The sequence below is a fragment of the Thioalkalivibrio sp. ALE14 genome (assembly GCF_000376845.1).
Taxonomy (GTDB): Bacteria; Pseudomonadota; Gammaproteobacteria; order Ectothiorhodospirales; family Ectothiorhodospiraceae; genus Thioalkalivibrio.
In genome coordinates this window covers 1-18,277 of record NZ_AQXY01000015.1, presented here as the reverse complement: position 1 = coordinate 18,277, position 18,277 = coordinate 1, and the positions used below count along the sequence as shown (strand labels likewise).

The 18,277-nt window shown below is 67.2% G+C and carries 16 protein-coding genes; 5 read left to right on the top strand and 11 right to left on the bottom strand.

The features are described from left to right. Nucleotides 1-201 precede the first annotated feature (201 nt). The 5 genes from hisI to F572_RS0101265 all read left to right on the top strand — a co-directional run bounded on the left by hisI (nucleotide 202) and on the right by F572_RS0101265 (nucleotide 5,769). Nucleotides 202-642, top strand: a complete 441-nt coding sequence (gene hisI, locus F572_RS0101285; protein WP_017941522.1) for a phosphoribosyl-AMP cyclohydrolase — start codon at nucleotides 202-204, stop codon at nucleotides 640-642. Next, nucleotides 639-2,048, top strand: coding sequence for a cysteine--tRNA ligase (cysS, locus tag F572_RS0101280; RefSeq protein WP_017941521.1), 1,410 nt, complete (start codon nucleotides 639-641; stop codon nucleotides 2,046-2,048). Before hisI ends, cysS begins: the two co-directional genes overlap by 4 nt. A gap of 5 nt (nucleotides 2,049-2,053) precedes the next feature. After that, the gene (locus F572_RS0101275; RefSeq protein WP_017941520.1) at nucleotides 2,054-2,692 is read left to right on the top strand and encodes a DUF1007 family protein; all 639 of its coding nucleotides are present in this window, start codon (nucleotides 2,054-2,056) and stop codon (nucleotides 2,690-2,692) included. A gap of 69 nt (nucleotides 2,693-2,761) precedes the next feature. Then, nucleotides 2,762-3,871: a nickel/cobalt transporter gene (locus F572_RS0101270; protein ID WP_017941519.1), complete on the top strand. Its 1,110-nt coding sequence runs from the start codon at nucleotides 2,762-2,764 to the stop codon at nucleotides 3,869-3,871. A 95-nt stretch (nucleotides 3,872-3,966) separates the two neighbouring features. Then, complete coding sequence (locus F572_RS0101265; protein ID WP_017941518.1) at nucleotides 3,967-5,769, top strand: long-chain fatty acid--CoA ligase; 1,803 nt, start codon at nucleotides 3,967-3,969, stop codon at nucleotides 5,767-5,769. Nucleotides 5,770-6,034: 265 nt separating this feature from the next. On the opposite strand, the gene F572_RS0101260 is transcribed toward F572_RS0101265, so the two are convergent. From F572_RS0101260 to F572_RS0101210, 11 genes are all read right to left on the bottom strand, one after another. Further along, nucleotides 6,035-6,505, bottom strand: coding sequence for a DsrE/DsrF/DrsH-like family protein (locus F572_RS0101260; protein WP_017941517.1), 471 nt, complete (start codon nucleotides 6,503-6,505; stop codon nucleotides 6,035-6,037). 98 nt (nucleotides 6,506-6,603) lie between these two features. Further along, nucleotides 6,604-6,750 carry a hypothetical protein gene (locus F572_RS15745; RefSeq protein ID WP_017941516.1) on the bottom strand — a complete coding sequence of 49 codons (147 nt, stop codon included), beginning with the start codon at nucleotides 6,748-6,750 and terminating at the stop codon, nucleotides 6,604-6,606. Between the two features lie 78 nt (nucleotides 6,751-6,828). Next, nucleotides 6,829-8,394, bottom strand: a complete 1,566-nt coding sequence (locus tag F572_RS0101250) for a dynamin family protein (protein WP_017941515.1) — start codon at nucleotides 8,392-8,394, stop codon at nucleotides 6,829-6,831. 27 nt (nucleotides 8,395-8,421) lie between these two features. Then, on the bottom strand, nucleotides 8,422-8,943 hold the full coding sequence (locus F572_RS0101245; protein ID WP_017941514.1) for a hypothetical protein: 522 nt from the start codon (nucleotides 8,941-8,943) through the stop codon (nucleotides 8,422-8,424). A gap of 44 nt (nucleotides 8,944-8,987) precedes the next feature. Further along, on the bottom strand, nucleotides 8,988-9,575 hold the full coding sequence (locus F572_RS0101240) for a DUF302 domain-containing protein (protein WP_017941513.1): 588 nt from the start codon (nucleotides 9,573-9,575) through the stop codon (nucleotides 8,988-8,990). Between the two features lie 50 nt (nucleotides 9,576-9,625). Beyond that, entirely contained in the window at nucleotides 9,626-10,270 is a 645-nt protein-coding gene (locus F572_RS0101235; protein WP_017941512.1) for an AAA family ATPase, read from the bottom strand. 136 nt (nucleotides 10,271-10,406) lie between these two features. After that, entirely contained in the window at nucleotides 10,407-10,868 is a 462-nt protein-coding gene (locus F572_RS0101230; protein WP_017941511.1) for a sulfur globule family protein, read from the bottom strand. Nucleotides 10,869-10,949: 81 nt separating this feature from the next. After that, nucleotides 10,950-11,324, bottom strand: a complete 375-nt coding sequence (locus F572_RS0101225; RefSeq protein ID WP_017941510.1) for a hypothetical protein — start codon at nucleotides 11,322-11,324, stop codon at nucleotides 10,950-10,952. A gap of 140 nt (nucleotides 11,325-11,464) precedes the next feature. Beyond that, on the bottom strand, nucleotides 11,465-12,187 hold the full coding sequence (locus F572_RS0101220) for a sulfur globule family protein (protein WP_017941509.1): 723 nt from the start codon (nucleotides 12,185-12,187) through the stop codon (nucleotides 11,465-11,467). Nucleotides 12,188-12,218: 31 nt separating this feature from the next. Beyond that, complete coding sequence (locus F572_RS0101215; protein ID WP_017941508.1) at nucleotides 12,219-16,577, bottom strand: efflux RND transporter permease subunit; 4,359 nt, start codon at nucleotides 16,575-16,577, stop codon at nucleotides 12,219-12,221. A 132-nt stretch (nucleotides 16,578-16,709) separates the two neighbouring features. Then, the gene (locus F572_RS0101210) at nucleotides 16,710-17,915 is read right to left on the bottom strand and encodes an efflux RND transporter periplasmic adaptor subunit (protein WP_026142962.1); all 1,206 of its coding nucleotides are present in this window, start codon (nucleotides 17,913-17,915) and stop codon (nucleotides 16,710-16,712) included. Nucleotides 17,916-18,277 lie beyond the last annotated feature (362 nt).

Here is an 18,277-nt window from a genome sequence, read left to right as displayed (position 1 = left end):
GCTGCCGTGGAGACGCGCCCGGCCTTCCCTGCGAGCACCCGTCCTGACTCGAGCATCGACCACCCGGCATCAGGGCGCAAGGGGGCAACGGACGCCCGCCCGCATACATACGGCCGCGCCATGCTGCCCGGGGTCCGGCGAGGGCTTCGGGGTACCCTCCGAAAATGCTATTCTTCGCCGCTCCCGCAAGCGGACGCAGCGATGTTCAAGCAACTCGAAAGCGAGCCCCGTGGCGAGCGCCACCCGACCCCCGAAGTCCTGGAACGCCTTAAGCTGAACGCCGACGGCCTGATCCCCGCGATTGCCCAGCAGCACGACACCGGCGAGGTCCTGATGCTGGCGTGGATGAACCGCGAGGCGCTGGACGAGACCCTGGCCACGGGGCGCGTGTGCTACTACTCGCGCTCGCGCCAGGCGCTGTGGCGCAAGGGCGAGCAGTCGGGCCAGGTCCAGCAACTGCACTCCCTGCACCTGGACTGCGACGGCGACACGCTCCTGCTGAAGGTCGACCAGACCGGGCCGGCCTGCCATACCGGGCGGCGCAGCTGCTTCTACCTGCAGGTCAAGAACGACAGCGTCGTCGTCACCAGCGACCCCGAGATCGCTCCCGAAACGCTGTACGGCAAGGATCGCGGCCAATGAGCGAGCCCCGGACCCTCACCCTGCACAACACCCTGGGCGGGCGCGACGAACCCTTCGTGCCGCAGGACCCGGAACGGGTGACCCTCTACGTCTGCGGCCCCACCGTGTACAACCGCGTGCACATCGGCAACGGCCGGCCCGTGGTGGTCTTCGACGTGCTGTTCCGCGTGCTGCGCGAGCTCTACGGCCCGGACCACGTGATCTACGCCCGCAACATCACCGACGTCGACGACAAGATCAACAAGGCCGCCGCCGACAATGGCGAACCCATTGCGGCGCTGACCGAGCGCTTCACCCGCGCCTTCCACGAGGACATCGCCGAACTGGGCACGCTGGAGCCCACCCTGGAGCCGCGCGCGACCGAGCACATCCAGCCGATGATCGAGCTGATCGAGCGCCTGATCGACCGCGGCCATGCCTATGTCGCCGATGATCACGTACTGTTCGACGTGACCTCCTACCCGGAGTACGGGGCGCTGTCCGGACGCTCGCTGGACGACATGCAGGCCGGCGCCCGGGTCGAGGTGGCCGACTACAAGCGCCACCCCGGCGACTTCGTGTTGTGGAAGCCGGCCGCCGCGGGCGAGCCCGGCTGGGAAAGCCCCTGGGGCAACGGCCGCCCCGGCTGGCACCTGGAGTGCACGGCGATGATCCGCAGCCACCTGGGACCGATGATCGACATCCACGGCGGCGGCCACGACCTGGTGTTCCCGCACCACGAGAACGAGATCGCCCAGGGCTGCGCGGCCGAGGGCTGTCACGAACACGGCACGCACTACGCCCGCTACTGGGTGCACAACGGCCACCTGACCATCGACGGCGAGAAGATGTCGAAGTCGCTGGGCAACTTCCAGCTGCTGCATGACCTGCTGCAGCACTACCCCGGCGAGGTCCTGCGCCTGGCGCTGCTGTCGCGCCACTACCGCGCCCCGCTGAACTTCTCGGAAGAGACCCTGACCCAGTCGCGCAACAGCCTGAACGGCCTGTACCGCGTGCTGCGCGACGCCGCCGGCATCGAACCCGCCCCGGTCGCCGCCGCCGACACCCCGGTGTTCGCGGCGCTGCTGGACGACCTGAACACCCCCGCCGCGATCACCGCGCTGCACCGCATGAGCGATGCCCTCGCCGCGGCCGGCGACGACGCCGAACGCGCCCGGCGCAAGGGCGAGCTGCTGGCCGGTGCCGGCCTGCTGGGCCTGCTGCAGCAGGACCCGGGCGTCTGGTTCCAGGGCGCTGCCGGCGATGACGACCTGGGCGCCTGGGTGGAGGAACGTATCGCCGCACGCCAGGCCGCGCGCAAGAACCGCGACTTCGCGACCGCCGATGCCATCCGCGACGAACTGACGTCCAACGGCATCGAACTCGAGGACACTCCGGACGGCACGCGCTGGCAGCGCGCGACCTGAAGCCGATGCGCATCCGCACCTGGCTCATGCTGACCCTGGGCCTGCTCCTGCCGGCCACGGCACTCGCCCATCCGCACGCCTGGATCGACCTGCGCGTGGGCCTCGTCTTCAACGACGCCGGCGAGCTGGTGCGCATGGAACAGTCCTGGCGGATCGACCCGACCTACAGCCACATGCTGCTGCAGGACCTGACCGGCGAACTGGACGGCGGCACCGACATCGACGCCGCACTGGAACACGCCGCCGAGCGCATGCGCGAGAACCTGGCCGGGCACGACTACTTCACCGAGCTGAGCCTGGGCGACCAGCGCCTGGACGTCCCGCCCGCTCGGGAGGCCCGCCTGACCCTGGAAGACCGCCGCCTGCACCTGCGCTTCGAGCTGCCGCTGGCCGATCTCGACATCGTGGCCGGAGACGCCTTCACCTACCGCGTGTTCGATCCCGAGTACTGGATCGAGATCCTGCACGACCCGGACGACATCGTCTTCGTCCAGAACCAGTCCGGCTGCGAAGTGGCCATCGCCAAGCCCCGGCCGGACCCGCAGCTGATCCGCTACGCCGCGACCCTGGAACGCCAGGACCGCAGCCCGGTCGACAATCTCGGGCGCCACTTCGCGGAGACCGCCGCGCTGGAATGCGACTGAGCCCGGCGCCGCTTCGCAACCGGACGTCGCACACACCACCCGACCCGCCGCGTGTTATACAGTAACGCCATGCACCACGTGATTCACCAAGTCCGACCGCCGCTGCACCTCGCCCCTCCGGGGCTGCTGGTGCTGCTCGCGTTGCTGATGCTGTGGGGCGGTCCGGGCCTTGCGCAGGCCGAGACCGGTCATCCGCTTGGCGCCCCCACCGAGGCGCCCGCCGAGCGCGGGAGCCCCGCTGCCCCGGACCACCTCGATACCCTGGCCCCACTGGCCGACTCGCCCGGCCCCCTGGAACGCCTGACCGGCTGGATGCTCCAGACCCAGCGCCAGCTCCACCGCAGCCTGACCGAGGGCCTGCACGCCCTGCGCGACGGCCCCACCGCACACACCGCCGGCGCCCTGATCCTGGTCAGCCTGCTCTACGGGATCTTCCATGCCGCCGGCCCTGGCCACGGCAAGGCGGTCATCAGTGCCTACCTGCTGACCCAGCCGCAGAACCTCCGCCGCGGCATCCTGCTGTCCACCGTCTCGGCACTGGCGCAGGGTGTGACCGCCATTGTCCTGGTCGGTGTACTGATCGGCCTGTTCGGCTGGCTGGCGCGGGACACCCTGGGGCAGGTGCGCACCCTGGAGATCGCCAGCTTTGCCCTGGTGGCGATGCTCGGGCTGTGGCTGATGGCCCGCGCCCTGCGCCACGCCTGGCGGCTGCATCGCGCGCATCGGGCCGCGTCCGTCCATGGACACGACCACGACCATGGCGACACACATGGACATGAACACGACCCCGACTGCGGCTGCGGCACCCCGCACCACGTGGATCCCGACCACCGCGGGACCTGGTGGGGCACCGTACTGGCCGTCGGCATCCGTCCCTGTTCCGGGGCCGTGCTGATCATGGCCGTCTCCGCCGCCCTGGGGCTCGCCTGGGCCGGTGTCGCCGCCGTGCTGGCGATGTCGCTGGGCACAGCCGCGACCGTCTCGGTGCTGGCTACGCTCGCCGTCTCCGCGCGCGACTGGACCCGGCGCTGGCTGGGCCCGACCCGCATGGGCCGGCTCACCTACATCGGCCCGGCCCTGGGCCTGGCCGGCGGCGGCGTAATCGCCCTGATCGGCCTCAGCCTGGTCCTGGGTGCAATCGCCTACCAGCCCGTGGCCCATCCACTGGGGATCCGCTAACTCGCACAGGAAAACGCCGGTCCATGACGGGCTTGCCCCGTTCGCATGGGTCCTCTAACGTCCGGGACAATCGAACCCAGTGCGCGAGGCCTCTCATGTCGTCGACCACCATCACCCCGGAACAGGCCCCGACCCTGCCGGCGCTGTTCCGCACCCGCGTGTCCATGAGCCCGGATGCCCCGGCCTACCGCCACTTCAGCGCCGCCGACGAGACCTGGAAGCAGACCACCTGGGGCGAGATGGCCGCGATGGTCGATCGCTGGCAGGCGGCACTGGCGCGCGAAGGCTTCAAGCCCGGCGAACGGGTCGCGCTGATGCTCGGCAACTCGCGCGAGTGGGTCGCCTTCGACCAGGCCGCCACCGAACTCGGGCTGATCACCGTCCCGCTGTACACCGATGACCGCCCGGACAACGTCGCCTACATCATCGGCCAGACCCAGGCGCGCCTGCTCCTGCTAGGCGAGAGCGTGCACAACCGGCGCCTGTCGGAACACTTCGAGAACATGCCCTCTCTGAAGCGCATCGTCTGCCTGGGCCACACCGACGGCGAACCGGACGACGAGCGGGTCATGGATCTCGACACCTGGCTGGAGCGTGGCGACCCCGAGCGTGTACACCATCCGGACCTCGACCCGCTGGCCCTGGCGACCATCGTGTTCACCTCCGGCACCACCGGCCGGCCCAAGGGCGTGATGCTGTCGCACCGCAACATCCTCGACAACGCCCAGGCCTCGTCCACCGCCGGGCCGCTGTCGGATGCCGACCGCTTCCTCTCCTTCCTGCCGCTGTCGCACATGCTGGAGCGCACCGGCGGCTACTACATGCCCATGCTGATCGGCGCCGAGGTGGCGTTCGCGCGCTCCATCCAGGGGCTCGGCGAGGACCTGATGTCGGTCCAGCCCACCGTGCTGATCTCGGTCCCGCGCATCTACGAACGGGTGCACGGCCGCATCCAGGCCGGCCTGAAACAGAAATCCGCGATTGGCCGCGGCCTGTTCAAGGCTACCGTCACGATCGGCTGGCGCCGCTTCGAGTACCAGCAGGGCCGCGCCTCCTGGTCCCCCGGCTTCCTGCTGTGGCCACTGCTGGAGCGCATCGTCGCGCACAAGGTGCTGGACCGCCTGGGCGGCAAGCTGCGCTTCGCCGTCTGCGGGGGTGCCCCGTTGCCGCCACCCATCGCGCGCTTCTTCATCGGCCTGGGGCTGCCGGTCCTGCACGGCTACGGCATGACCGAGTCGAGCCCGGTGGTCAGCGTGAACACCCCGGACGACAACCTGCCCGCCTCCATCGGCAAGCCGCTGCCGGGGATCGAGGTCAAGATCGGCGAGATGGACGAGCTCCTGACCCGTTCCAGCTGCGTGATGCTCGGCTACTGGAAGAACGAGGAGGCCACCACCAGCACGATCGACGAGGATCACTGGCTGCATAGCGGGGACCAGGCCACCATCGACGATGATGGACACATCTTTATAACCGGACGGCTCAAGGACATCCTCGTACTGACCAACGGCGAGAAGGTCCCGCCGGCGGACATGGAGATGGCCATTGCGCTCGATGCCCTGTTCGACCAGGTGATGGTCGTGGGCGACGGGCACGCGTTTCTGAGCGCTCTGGTCGTCCCCGAACCCGAGGCCTGGGCCACCTTCGCCGAGGACCAGGGGCTTGACCCCGGCGCCTCCGGGCGGCTGCCGCGCTCCGCCGAACGCGCCCTGCTGCAGCGGATTCAATACCAGCTGCGCGACTTCCCCGGCTACGCCAAGATCCGCCACGTGCACGTGGTGCACGAACCCTGGTCGGTCGACAACGGCATGCTGACCCCGACCATGAAGCTCAAGCGCCCGGTCATCGCCAAGCACTACGCCAACGCCATCGAGGCCATGTACGCCGGCCACGACTGATCCCTCGCCCGCCTTACGGAGCAGGTCAAGGGCGATTTACAGGAAGATAGGAAGGTTGGAAGGTTTATTGGGATTGAGGACGCGCCGTGCCGTGGTGTGGCGATGGGGTAACGCGCGAGCATCCGCTATCGCCCTTGATCCTTGAACCATTCCGATCTTCCAACCTTCCTGTAAATCGCTCTTGACCTACCAAGCGCCCGAAAATGAAAAAGGCCCCGCAGCCGGGGCCGCGGGGCCTTGAGGGCGCGTCAGGCGCGCCGCCGGTTCAGATGAACAGGCAGATATCGGACTCGCCGGCGAACTCGAAGAACGCGGCCGCCCCGGCGTATTCCACGCCGTCGATGAATTCGCTGGTATCCATGTCGAACAGGTCCACCGTCATCTGGCAGGCGATCATGCGCACCTCGGCCTCCAGGCACAGCTCGCGCAGGTCGCCCAGATCGGAGACACCCTTCGCCGCCATCTTCTTCTTCATCATGACGGTCATCATTTTCTGCATGCCCGGCAGGGCCTGGAGCATCACCGGCATGGGCATGGGCATCGGCATGCCCGGGTTACCCAGCGAGGTCACCTGCAGGTCCAGCTTCTTGCGCAGCAGCTGCAGGCCGTAGAAGGTGAAGAACACCTCGCAGTCATAGCCCAGGGCGGCCGCCGTCGAGGCCAGGATGAACGGGGGGTAACCCCAGTCCAGGCTGCCCTTGGTGGCGATGATGGCCATTTTCTTCTGATCACTCATTGGTACGTTCTCCTCCAGTGGTAAAGGGACCGGATCCGCCGCAGCCCCCTGCGCGGGATCCGTCCCGATTGGTTAATCATTAAAGCCCGCGGGCGGGCCTACTGCCCCGACGCCTGGCGCCCCCTGCGCCAGTCGCGGATCAGTGCACAGCCCGCACATATCCCCAGCGCCGCCATGCTGGCCCATACGGAGATTGGGACCAGGATCATCGCCAACGCAAACATGAGCCATGCCAGTATGGTCATCGTGCTCCTCCTGCACAACATCTACGGCTAATATAGCCGCCCCCAAGCTGTGCGGCTTCGGGGTGTGGCGCGAGCCGACTAGCGCTTCTCCGGCGCCTCCGGCTCGGCGTAATCGCGGGGCGCATCCGTGCCCGGCGTGGGTTCCGGGGCCGGGGCTTCCGGCTCTCTGGGATGGTAAACATCGGTGGCGGAGGCCCGTCCGCCCTGGCGCGAGACCGGGCTGGCGTCCACGAACTGGTTGTTCAGACGCTGGATGTAGGCCTCGGCGCGGTCGCGCAGCTGGTGCAGGCGGCTGATCATGCGCCGCCCCAGCCCCAGCGGTGCACGCCCGACCATCGGGCGCCAGGGACGCGTGTTCTTTTCGAATGCCGCCTGCCAGTTGCCGGCGGCGCTCTCGGTCGGCAGCGTCCGCGCGATGCGCCGCGCGATCCAGCGGCGATTGAAAAAGTGAATCCCGCCCAGCACGATCGCCAGCACCACCAGGCCAAAGGCCGTCAGCAGCGGGCGCTCACCCATGGACTGCCAGACACTGCCGTCGGTCCAGGGAGCGATGCCGCCCGCCGACTGGTAGCCCACCAGGCCCAGGATCACCGCGACCACCGCGAACATCCCGGCATCGAACTGCACCACGCGGCGACGCCACTGCTCCAGCGCCTTCTTCAGGGCCGGGAGGGCATCCATCTCGATCGATTCGGCGATGGCCTGCAGCGAACCCAGGATGCGGTAGGAACGCGAAGAACTGATCTCCTGAATCTTGGCATGGATCTCCTCGCGGTCGCGCCGGGACTTTTCCTCGTAGCGCTCGCGCACCTGTGGGTCGCCGATCTCCACCGCCGCACTCTCGTTGTACAGGCAGTAGAAACGCCCGGTGGCGTTCCCCTGGCGCACGACCGCACGCTGCCAGGCGGAGACGACCTCCTCCAGGTTGTCCTCGCGCCAGGTGGTGTCGATCTGGTTGAGGATGAACACCAGCTTGGTGAAGTCGTTGCGTTCGGCCACGCGATTGACCAGATGCTCCAGGGTGTCGCGCATCGCGCCGGGTTCCGGATGGCGGGCGTCGAAGAACACCAGCACCAGATCGGACAGGTCGATGATGTGATCGGTCAGCTGCAGGATGGTCGCGCGCTGCTCGTCGGCATCGAACCCGGGGGAGTCGATAATGATGCGACCCCGCAGGCGCTCCGAACGCGCGGTCTTCATGGCCAGGAAGTGATCCACCGTGCGGCCGCCGCCATCGGTGATGCGTTCGATCTCGTCGGACACCCGATAGAACGGGAAGCGCGGATCACCGTCGAGTGCGAGCCCCGGCAGCTCCTGCACGTGTTCGCTGCCGCCATAGCTGATAACGGTGAACTTGTCGTCCACCGCCTGGGAACCACTGCGCTGCACGGTCGTGCCCACGTACTCGTTGATGAACGTGGACTTGCCGGCGGAGAAGGTCCCCAGCGTGGCGATCATCGGCCACCAGGAGATACCGAAGGCGTAGGAATCCTCGGTGGGATCGAGCAGACCGGCCGCATAGCCGACCCGGTCCAGATCCCGGAAGGGATCCACAACGCCCTTCAGCACCGGATTCTCTTCGGCAAGGCGGTCGCTCAGCAGCTTGAGCTGCTTGCGAACCCTTGGACCAGGACGATTGAACATGCGGACTCCGTCAGTCGAAACGCGCGATCAGCGCGGGTAATACGGCCCTGGCGAACCCCGGACCGGACCACTCTGATCGGTGAATGGGTTGAACATGTTCATCATACCCATGGGCGCCCCCACATTGCGATTCAGGCTCCACATGTCCTGCTGCATGCCCACGACAGAGCCCGCCATGACGCTGGTATCGCGCGTCATCGAGCCGATGTTGGCGTCCATCGAGCGGGTATTGTTCGCGATCACGGCCACTTCCTCGTTCATCACCCGCATCGTGTTGTTGATATCGGTCATCTGGTGATCCATCGAGGCCATGTGACCGGCGATGGTGGACATGTCGCGATCCACCACCCGGGTCATTTCCGCGATCTCCTCGGTCAACTGACTGACATCACGGGTCAGGCTGGTGATCAGCCAGAAGCCGTAGATCGCCAGCACGATGAAGGCCACCAGGGCCGTGTACACAATTAATTCCAGACGCTTGGACCGGGCATCCGCCTTGTCCGCCTCGTCCCGAACCTCTTCAAACTCGCTGCTACTTGCCTCACTCATTGAACGCCCTTTGTTGATTCATGGAAATGGGGTCCATTACCCCGTCAGAAGGCGCCAACGGCAGCGCGATCAATGATCTCTTCAAGTGATTCCTTCACGAACACCGCCTGCTCGTACAGATCGTCGGGCAACGGGCGTCCCCCGTGGATCATCGGGTCCAGGTCCAGCGTCATCAGCCAGAGGTCGCCCTCGGCATCCTCCTGCAAGACGATCCGGCACGGCAGATACGCAGCCATCGCCGGACTGTGCCGCACCATCTGCGCGGCGATGGCCACGTCGCAGAACATGTAGATCTTCAGGAACGGGAAATCCTCGCCGGTGACGCTGCGGACTTCCTCGCCCATCGGCAGCTCACCAACGTTGCGAATATTCAGCTCGTTGGCTACCAGGCGCAGGATATCTTCCACGTCCTCCACCGCCAGGCCCTCTTCCACCTTGCGCTTGTAGACCATCGCCTCGGCGGCATCGCCGGTCTCCAGCACCGTGCGGGCCATCTGCGAATAGACCTTGGGCGCTTGGGAGTCCAGCGAACGGGCCTGGCTCATATAGGGCTCGAAGGCAAAGATGGCATACCCCACGCCAACCAGTGCCAAAAGCCCGATCACGACCAGTGCATTGCGTATGAAGCGCATGTACGTCTCCTCGTCGGTGTCCGCGTCACGGTCATCCCGGACGCGCCATATTATTTTTTCTTGCGACGGCTACGTCCGAACAAAGCAGCCGCCAGGGCGTCCAGCTCGGCAGAGGCCTTGCCTCGCGGCTCCAGCTCGCGTACCGAAAGCCCCTCGCTGAACGAGCGGCGGAAGGCCATGCGCTGCTTCAACCGCGGCTTGAGCAGGCGAACGCCCTCGATCTGCTGCAGCGCCTCGAAGGTCTCGTCGCTTTCGCGCACCGCCTGGTGCGTGTCGGCCCGGTTGATAAACGCCAGGATCTCCGGACGCGCGCGCGTTCCCCGCTGCTCCTGGATCCGCTGCACAAAACGATAGGTCGACCAGACGTCCGCCTGGCTGGGTGGCACCGGGATCAGCACACGATCGGCGGCCTCCACCGCCGCCATCAGCGAGGCCATGTCCGACGCACCCACGTCGATCAGCACCTCGTCGTACTCGCCAGCCCGCGCACCGGCCGCCTCGAGATCCTCCGCCGCATCCACGGCGGGCTCGTAACCTTCCTCCTGGCGCACCTCGAGGACATCACTGAGGGTTCGTTGCGGATCCAGATCCACGGTCAGGGCGCGCCGACGCCCCTCCTGCAACCACAGGGCCAGGTTAAAGACCACGGTACTCTTTCCGGTACCGCCCTTGAGATTGGCGACGACGGTCTGCATGGCGTCTCCTTAGAGGGAACACGAGTGCATATTCCCTTGAATATTGCGGATTGGCGGCCGTGCTCGGCCCGCCAATCCGCAATACTCGGAAAAAAGGGCCTGCCCGAAAGCGGGCAGACCCGAACAGGGGATGGACTTAGTTGCCCTGACCCTGCTGTTGCTGCGGCATCTGACCCTGCGGGCCATAGCCCTGCGGACCATAGCCCTGCGGACCGTACCCCGGGCCGTAGCCATAGCCGGGAGCGTAGCCCGGGCCATAGCCGTAACCCGGATGGCCGTAACCCTGACCATAGCCACGGCCGTAGCCGTCGCCGTAGCCATGACCATACCCGTGACCACGGCCGCGACCGCTGGCGGAGAAGTCAAAGGCACCGTCGCCCATCATGTCGCCCATCATGTCGCCCATGCCGTAGTTACGGCCGGAGCCGTAACCGGGGCCACCGAAGAACGGCATGCTGGGGCCATAGCCGTAGCCAGGACCATAGGCACCGGGGCCATACCCGTAGCCCGGACCGCCCCACTGGGCAGAGGCCATCATCGGGGCGGCCAGGCCACCCAGGGAAACGGCGAGAACTGCTGCTTTGACAAACTTGTTCATGGTGTTACCTCCTGAAGGAGTCGTGCCCTCGAATTGAATGCGTGCACGCGGGGAGGGCTTCTCGAATGCACGCCTTACTGGTCAGGGGAATGGAAAACCGCCCATCCCCCAGGGGAAGGCCGAAGCCGGCCCGCCCATGCCGGGATACCCGGGCGAACCCGGATACCCGTATGGATAGCCTCCCGGCATCCCGCCGGGGGTGTGGAACGACGGAGCACCCGGTGCACCGTAGGGGCCGTGCGGCGCGTAGCCCCGGTACGCCGGAGCGTGCGGCGGCGAACCCTGCGCGTCCCGCGATTCGCCCCGTTGCGAGGGATCGTAATCGCGGTCCGGAAAACGCCCGCGCGGGCGTTCCGGTGCCGAGCGCTGCACCTCCGGCGAACCGGAGGCCCACGGGTTGTGGCGGTCACTCGCCGCCAAGTCGGCGACCGGCAACAGGAACCCCGCGGCCAGCATGACCCCGAGAATCGGGGTGCTCCTGGCCCGCGTACGTTTCGATTGACCGAACTGCCTGCCCTGCATGGCGAACCGCCTCCGTCTGGCTTCCACGGCGACGGACACCCGTGCCCGTCGCCTAACGCTGACTGACCCGCGGATCAGTAGCCGTCGCCTTCTTCCATGGCTTCACGGCGTTCCTGCATCATCTCCATGCGGCGCTCGCGCTGGCGTTCCATCTCTTCCTCGTAGGCCGCACGGCCCGCTTCCATCGCCTTCTGGCGTGCCTCGCGCATGGCCTGCATCTCTTCCATGCGCTCCTGGCGCTCGGCATGCTGAGCCTGGATGCGCTCGCGCATCTCTTCCGGCATATCCTCCGGCAGGTTCTCCGGATCGAACTCCGGCATCTGGCCGTAGGCCGGGCGCTGCTGCATGCCGTAGCCCGGCTGCATCATCCCCGGATGGCCAAAGCCGCCCTGCTGCGGACCGGGGCCGTAGCCCTGGCCATACCCCTGGCCGTAGCCGGGGCCGTAGCCATAACCGGGACCGTAACCCTGGTGGCCACGACCGTAGCCCTGCCCGTACCCGTCACCATGACCGCGGCCGTAGCCCTGGCCGTGGCCCCGTCCGGACATGCCGAAGCTGAAGTCACCGGAGCCTTCACGCTGCTGCATCATCCCGCCACCGGGATGCATGCCCATGCCGGAACCGTACGGGGCATGGCCGTAGGGACCCGGCACCGGGCCCTGCTGGCCCATTGCCGGACCCTGGCCGTAGCCCTGTTCCTGTTCCTGAGCCTGGGCGACGCCCAGGGCCAGCACGGATGCCACGGCGGCACTGGCCAGCGTGGTACCGATCATTCGGGTGTTGAATCGCTTCTTCATTACGAACCTCCTCGAGGTCTTGCTTGCATGTTCATTTGAGACGAATCCCGCGCCGGGCGCGGCCCTTGCCGGGCGTACCCGACTTGCCACCCCCCTTGGGGGCACTGCCGCTGTCCTTGCGGCCGGTCTTGCTGCTCGTGGCGGCGGACGTTTTGGTCCCGCCGGTCTTCTTGTTGGACGTCGTCGACGCGCGCTTGTTCGCCGCGGTGCTGCCGCCGCTCTTTCCGGCGCTGCCACCACGCCCTTTGTTGGTACTGCCGGCGGCGGACGACTCGGCCTTGCCCGCCGTTGCGGCAGTCTTGCGCTGCGGACTCGCGGCCGAACCCGTAGCCGCCTTGCGGGTGGTCTTCTTTGCGGTACCCGTGCCCTTCGACGATGGCGAAGTGGTACCCGAGGCCGTTTTGGTCGTCTTCGTCCCGGCCGCGCTGCCAGAGTCCTTCCTGGCGGTCCGCGACCCGGTGCCGCCTCCCGATGCGGACGCGCCCCCGGCACTGGCTCGTGACCGGCGCTTCGTGCCGGTCACCTTTCGGGGCGTCGTCGCGGTACTCGAGTCCGCCTGTGTGCGGTCAGCACGCTGGTCCTGGGTAGCCCCCGCATACTCGCCGTCGGTCGTGGTGCCCGTTTGCGTGGAGGCGTCGGTGCGACCCTCGGGATCGGGAGCCTGAACGACCGGATCCGGGGCCCCGGAGGCCCGGGTCGAATCGGCGGATGGCCCATCGTTGCGAGACTGCGAGGCGCTCCCGGCGGTGCCGGAACCGGTAGCCGTCGCACTCGGGCCCGACGCCGATCCCGGGCCAGCCCCACCTGTGGGTCCGCCGAACCCGGCGGAGGGACCACCCGCCCCGCCGCCGGGCGGCGGCGAGCCGCCGCCACCGTCGCGCCGGCGCTCCAGGAAGGAGCGGACGAGGTGCCACAGGGCCAGGGCCAGATCGCGCAGCCCCTCGAGGAACGCGAGCGCCAGGCACTTGAGATAAAGCCCGCCGTACTGAACGGCCAGGGTGACCGGACCGCCGTCACGCGGGCCAAAGAAGTCTTTGCCCTCGCCAGCGCCGCTACCGGCCGCGACGCGCGTCGCACCGGCCATACCGCCATGCCCATTGCCATTGCCGTTCGCGCAAACCGCGGCGGCCTCGCCATCCGCGTCGAGGCTGGTCGGACAGAACGCGCGGCGCCCCGAGATGCAGCCCAGCGGGATCACCAGCAGGGTCAGCAGGGTGGCCACCACGGTGCCGAACATCAGCGAGATCGCCATGCCCTGGAAGATCGGGTCGAACAGGATCACGCTGGAACCGGCCAGCAGCGCCAGCGCGGTGATGATGATCGGACGAGTGCGCGCCTGGCAGGCCAGGATCATCGCGTCGCGCACGTCATGGCCCTCGTCCACGGCCTGGCGACCGAAGTCCACCAGCAGGATCGAATTTCGGACGATGATCCCCGCGAGCGCTATAAAGCCGATCATCGAGGTCGCGGTAAACTCGGCGTTCATCAGCCAGTGGCCGGGGATGATCCCGATCAGGGTCAGCGGGATCGGGGCCATGATGATGCCCGGCAGCACGAAGTTGCCGAACTCCCAGACCACCAGCATGTAGATCAGGATCAGCGCGATGGCGAACGCGATGCCCATGTCGCGGAAGGTCTCGTAGGTCACCGTCCACTCACCGGCCCACTCGAACGCGGTGGAGTCGTCATTGGGCGGTGGGCCGAGCCAGTGCGGCTGCACCTGGCTGCCATCCGGCAGACGGTAGTCCTCCAGCTGCTCCTGGACCTCCAGCATTCCGTACACCGGGGCCGCAAGGCGCCCGACCACCTCGCCGGTCACGTACTCCACCGGCCGCAGGTTCTTGTGGTAGATCGGCTCGTCCTGCGGGCGCTGGACGAATTCGCCCAGTTCGGCCAGCGGGATCGATCCGCCCTGGCGGGTGAACACCGGCAGCATCTCCAGTTGCCGGATGTCGTTGCGCGTGGCCATGGGCAGGCGCATCTCGATCAGGTGCGGCTCCACCAGTGACTGCGCCTTCACATCACCGAGGATCTGTCCGCCGATCGCGGTCTCCAGGGTGCGATTGATGGTCTCCACGGTCACGCCGCGGCGCAACGCCTTGTCGCGGTCCACATCGAAATGCCAAACGTTGTGCGGCGCCTGCAGGAAGCTGTCCACGTCCGCGACGTGCTCGGCATTGGCGAACATACCCTCGAGGTCGCGGGCCACCGCGCGGCGGGTAGCAGCGTCGGGGCCATACACCTCGGCCACCACGGACTGCAGGACCGGCGGGCCCGGCGGCATCTCGACCACCTGGATGCGCGCGCCTGCGGCCTCGGCCAGCGGGGTCAGGCGTTCGCGCGCCTCGGTCGCGATCTCGTGCGAGGTGCGGCTGCGGTCGCCCTTGTCCACCAGCTGCACCTGGATGTCGCCCTGCCAGGGTTTATCGCGCAGGTAGTAGTGGCGCACCAGGCCGTTGAAATTGAACGGCGACGCCGTGCCGACATAGGACTGCAGGCCAATCACCTCGTCCATGTCGCGCAGGATCGAGGCCATGTCGTGGCTCAGCGTGGCGGTCTCGGTCAGGGCGGTGCCCTCCGGGAAGTTCACCACCACCTGGAACTCGGGCTTGTTGTCCAGCGGCAGCATCTTCACGCGGACATCGGTGGTCATGAACAGGCTGACCACCAGGAAGAAGATCACGATCACGCCGATCAGGAAGGCATAGCCGCGCACACGGTTGTCGGCCAGCCCCGGAATCGCCGTGCGATAGAACCGGCCCAGCTTCTCCGCCTGGCGGTGTTCCTTTTCGGTGGCCTTTTCCAGATACGCCATGCTCGGGCGCAGACGCTGGGTCAGCCACGGGGTGAACACGAAGGCCGCGACCAGCGAGAACAGCATGGCCACCGAGCCCAGCACCGGGATCGGCTGCATGTACGGGCCCATCATCCCGGAGACAAAGCCCATCGGAAGCAGGGCCGCGATGACCGTGAAGGTCGCCAGGATGGTCGGGTTGCCGACCTCGCGCACGGCATCCACCGAGGTCTCGGTGTCGATGCCGCGCTTCATCAGCCAGCGGCGGTAGATGTTCTCCACGACCACGATGGCGTCGTCGACCAGGATGCCGATGGAGAAGATCAGCGCGAACAGGCTGACGCGGTCGATGGTGTAGCCGAGCACCCAGGCACTGAAGACAGTGAACAGGATCACCACCGGGATCACGATCAACACCACGATGGCGGCGCGAATCCCCAGGAACAAACCCACCAGGATGGTCACCGCGAAGGTGGCGATGAACAGCTTGAAGATCAGTTCGTTGACCTTCTCGTTGGCGGTCTTGCCGTAGTCACGCGACACCGCCACCTCGACGTTGTCCGGGATCACGCTGCCCTTCAGGCGTTCGAGACGTTCGAGGACATTGTTGGCCACGGTCACGCCGTTGCTGCCGGGTTTCTTGGCAATCGCGAGGGTCACCGCTGCCGCACCCTCCGGCGCGGCGTCCGGGTCAACAGCCGCCAGCCCGGAATAATGTCGTACGAACTGCTCCACCTCGCCCGGACCGTACGTCACCTCGGCCACGTCGCGCAGGTAGACCGGCTGACCGTCACTAACGGCCACCAGCAGCTGCTCCAGGTCCGCCGCCCCGGTGAAGAAACGCCCGGTGTACACCGCGGTACTCAGGCCGTCGCTCTCGATGCGCCCAGCGGCGCCCTCGACATTCGCGGACTGCACCGCCTGGGCGATCTGGTCCAGACTGACGTCGTAGCCCGCGAGGCGTTCCGGCAGCACGTCGATGCGCAGGCGCTCCTCGCGCCCACTGACGACGAAACTCTGGCTGGTATCGGGCACCTCGTTCAGCTGCTGCTGTGCGTCCAGCGCAATCTGTCGCAGCAGGGCGTCATCCACCTCGTGCGACCAGAAGGTCAGGTTGACCACCGGCACGTCGTCCGCGCCCTTGGCCTTGACCATGGGTTCGCTGACACCGGGTGGCATCAGGTCGCGATTGGCCATCAGCTTGTCGTGCACCTTGACGATGGAGGACTCCATCTCCTCGCCAACGTCGAACTGCACGGTCACCATCGCCTCGCCGCGATGCGACACGGAGTAGACATTGTCGACGCCGGACAACTCGCTCATCAGCCGCTCCAGCGGCCGCGCCGCCAGGCTCGCCACCTGCTCCGAGGGGACACCGGGGTAGGACACCATGATGTCCACCATCGGCACCGAAATCTGCGGGTCCTCCTGGCGCGGGGTCACCATCAGGCCGAGGATGCCGATCGCGATACTGGCGATCAGCAGCAGCGGCGACAGCGGCGAATGGATAAAGGCCGCCGCCATGCGCCCGGCAATGCCGGGGTCACCGTGCTTCTCACGGAAGCCGCTGTTGGATTGTTTTTCGTCTTCGGCCATCGAGCTTGAACGATCCTGTTGTCAGTCTGGCGTCCCGGCACCGGCGTCAACGGGGCCCTTGCGTCCGGTGCGCCTGCCAGGGGCGGTCACCGGTGCTGTACTCTTCCCCGGCCTTTCGCCGGAGTGGAATCCCTACATGCGGCTCCAGGGGTCGGCGGCGCCGTCGCGGTGGCCCTGCCCGGAACCCGACGAGCGGCTGCCGACCGGCTCGCCGGAGCGCACGCCGGCCCCCGGCCGTGCCAGGATCTGCATGCCCGGCTCCAGTCCGGAGGTCACCACCACCTGGTCGCCGCGCGAACCGCCCAGGCGCACCATGCGCACCCGTACGTAACCCTCGCCGTCCAGCACGGCGACCCGCGGCAGTGCGCCGCCCGGGATCAGGGCCGAACGCGGGATCACCACCCGGTTACCCGTGGCACCGGCCTGCGGCAGATGCACCGCCGCGTGCATGCCCGGCCCTCCGCGCACGCCCTGGGGCAGGTCGAACTTGACCGTGACGGTGTGGCGCTGCGGATCGGCAAGGGGGAAGATTCGGGCGACCCGGGCCTCCACTTCATCCCCGGTATCCAGGCGCACCTGCACGTAGTCGTCTTCCTGCAAGCCGCTCACCAGCCGCACCGGAACCTGAGCCTCGACGCGAAGGAATTCGACATGGCCGAAGCTCACCAGCGGCTGCCCCGGCTGGACGGTGTCGCCCTCTTCCACGTGCTTGTTCATCACCAGGCCGTCAAAAGGGGCCTCGGAGCGGGTGTCGCGGATCGCCGCGTCCAGCTCCGCCACCCGGGCCCGGGCCTGCTCCCAGCGCGCCTGGGCCTGATCCACGCCGATGTAGCGGGAGTAGAGATCGGTGCGCCGATCCAGCGCAGGGTCGCCCATGCCCATCATCTGCCCCATCGGCTGGGTGAACATCTGGTCGAACATCGAAGGCACACCCATGCCAGGCATCTGGCCGAGGTTGCGCGACTGCGGCGAGATCATCTCGCGGCCGTACTGCATCTGGGCCTCGCGGATTGCCGCCTCGGCGGTACGCATCTCGGCCTCGGCCGCCTGGCGCTGGGCGCGCAGCCGGTCGTCGCTGATCGCCACCAGGACCGCACCCTGCTCGAAGCGGTCGCCCTCGGCGCCCGCCACATCCACCACGCGTCCGGACGACTGCGCGGTCAGGGTGACCTCGCGAAAGGGGATCACCGTGCCACTGACGGTCTGGGTGGCCGCCTGGTCCGGCTCCACCGTCAGGACCGGGCCGGAGGCGTGCACCGTCGCCCCAACCATCGGCAGGGCCAGCGCGGCGCCCAGCAAGGTGCCCGTGATGAGGTGTCGGGAAACTCGAGCAAACATGTTCGTCCTACCTCGCGCCGAATGTCGCGATGAAAGAAGGTGCCCGGCCACGGCGCACCTGCGCGCACCGGCCCGTGGGCAGGGAAGAGACCGTAATTGACCGGACGCCCTGAACACTGGCGGAGTTACCGCCCTGGCGACTCGGGTCGGGCGACTGAAAACCGCGGTGGGTATCCATTACCCAGTATGTAGATGAACTCATGCCAAACAACAAGCAACGTATATGCCAGCATGGTGATATACCTATAAATCAATCACTTGATACTTATTTACTGATATTGGCTTCGCGACTGTTGCAACACCCCCGTTTCGCGCTATAACCGAGACGGGGAAAGGCGAAACGGGTCACACCGGGGGTGTTG

What these genes read in the sequence shown, in the direction of transcription:
- hisI (WP_017941522.1), top strand. Translation starts at nt 202, where the DNA reads ATGTTCAAGCAACTCGAAAGCGAGCCCCGTGGCGAGCGCCACCCGACC.
- cysS (WP_017941521.1), top strand. Translation starts at nt 639, where the DNA reads ATGAGCGAGCCCCGGACCCTCACCCTGCACAACACCCTGGGCGGGCGC.
- F572_RS0101275 (WP_017941520.1), top strand. Translation starts at nt 2,054, where the DNA reads ATGCGCATCCGCACCTGGCTCATGCTGACCCTGGGCCTGCTCCTGCCG.
- F572_RS0101270 (WP_017941519.1), top strand. Translation starts at nt 2,762, where the DNA reads ATGCACCACGTGATTCACCAAGTCCGACCGCCGCTGCACCTCGCCCCT.
- F572_RS0101265 (WP_017941518.1), top strand. Translation starts at nt 3,967, where the DNA reads ATGTCGTCGACCACCATCACCCCGGAACAGGCCCCGACCCTGCCGGCG.
- F572_RS0101260 (WP_017941517.1), bottom strand. Translation starts at nt 6,505, where the DNA reads ATGAGTGATCAGAAGAAAATGGCCATCATCGCCACCAAGGGCAGCCTG.
- F572_RS15745 (WP_017941516.1), bottom strand. Translation starts at nt 6,750, where the DNA reads ATGACCATACTGGCATGGCTCATGTTTGCGTTGGCGATGATCCTGGTC.
- F572_RS0101250 (WP_017941515.1), bottom strand. Translation starts at nt 8,394, where the DNA reads ATGTTCAATCGTCCTGGTCCAAGGGTTCGCAAGCAGCTCAAGCTGCTG.
- F572_RS0101245 (WP_017941514.1), bottom strand. Translation starts at nt 8,943, where the DNA reads ATGAGTGAGGCAAGTAGCAGCGAGTTTGAAGAGGTTCGGGACGAGGCG.
- F572_RS0101240 (WP_017941513.1), bottom strand. Translation starts at nt 9,575, where the DNA reads ATGCGCTTCATACGCAATGCACTGGTCGTGATCGGGCTTTTGGCACTG.
- F572_RS0101235 (WP_017941512.1), bottom strand. Translation starts at nt 10,270, where the DNA reads ATGCAGACCGTCGTCGCCAATCTCAAGGGCGGTACCGGAAAGAGTACC.
- F572_RS0101230 (WP_017941511.1), bottom strand. Translation starts at nt 10,868, where the DNA reads ATGAACAAGTTTGTCAAAGCAGCAGTTCTCGCCGTTTCCCTGGGTGGC.
- F572_RS0101225 (WP_017941510.1), bottom strand. Translation starts at nt 11,324, where the DNA reads ATGCTGGCCGCGGGGTTCCTGTTGCCGGTCGCCGACTTGGCGGCGAGT.
- F572_RS0101220 (WP_017941509.1), bottom strand. Translation starts at nt 12,187, where the DNA reads ATGAAGAAGCGATTCAACACCCGAATGATCGGTACCACGCTGGCCAGT.
- F572_RS0101215 (WP_017941508.1), bottom strand. Translation starts at nt 16,577, where the DNA reads ATGGCCGAAGACGAAAAACAATCCAACAGCGGCTTCCGTGAGAAGCAC.
- F572_RS0101210 (WP_026142962.1), bottom strand. Translation starts at nt 17,915, where the DNA reads ATGTTTGCTCGAGTTTCCCGACACCTCATCACGGGCACCTTGCTGGGC.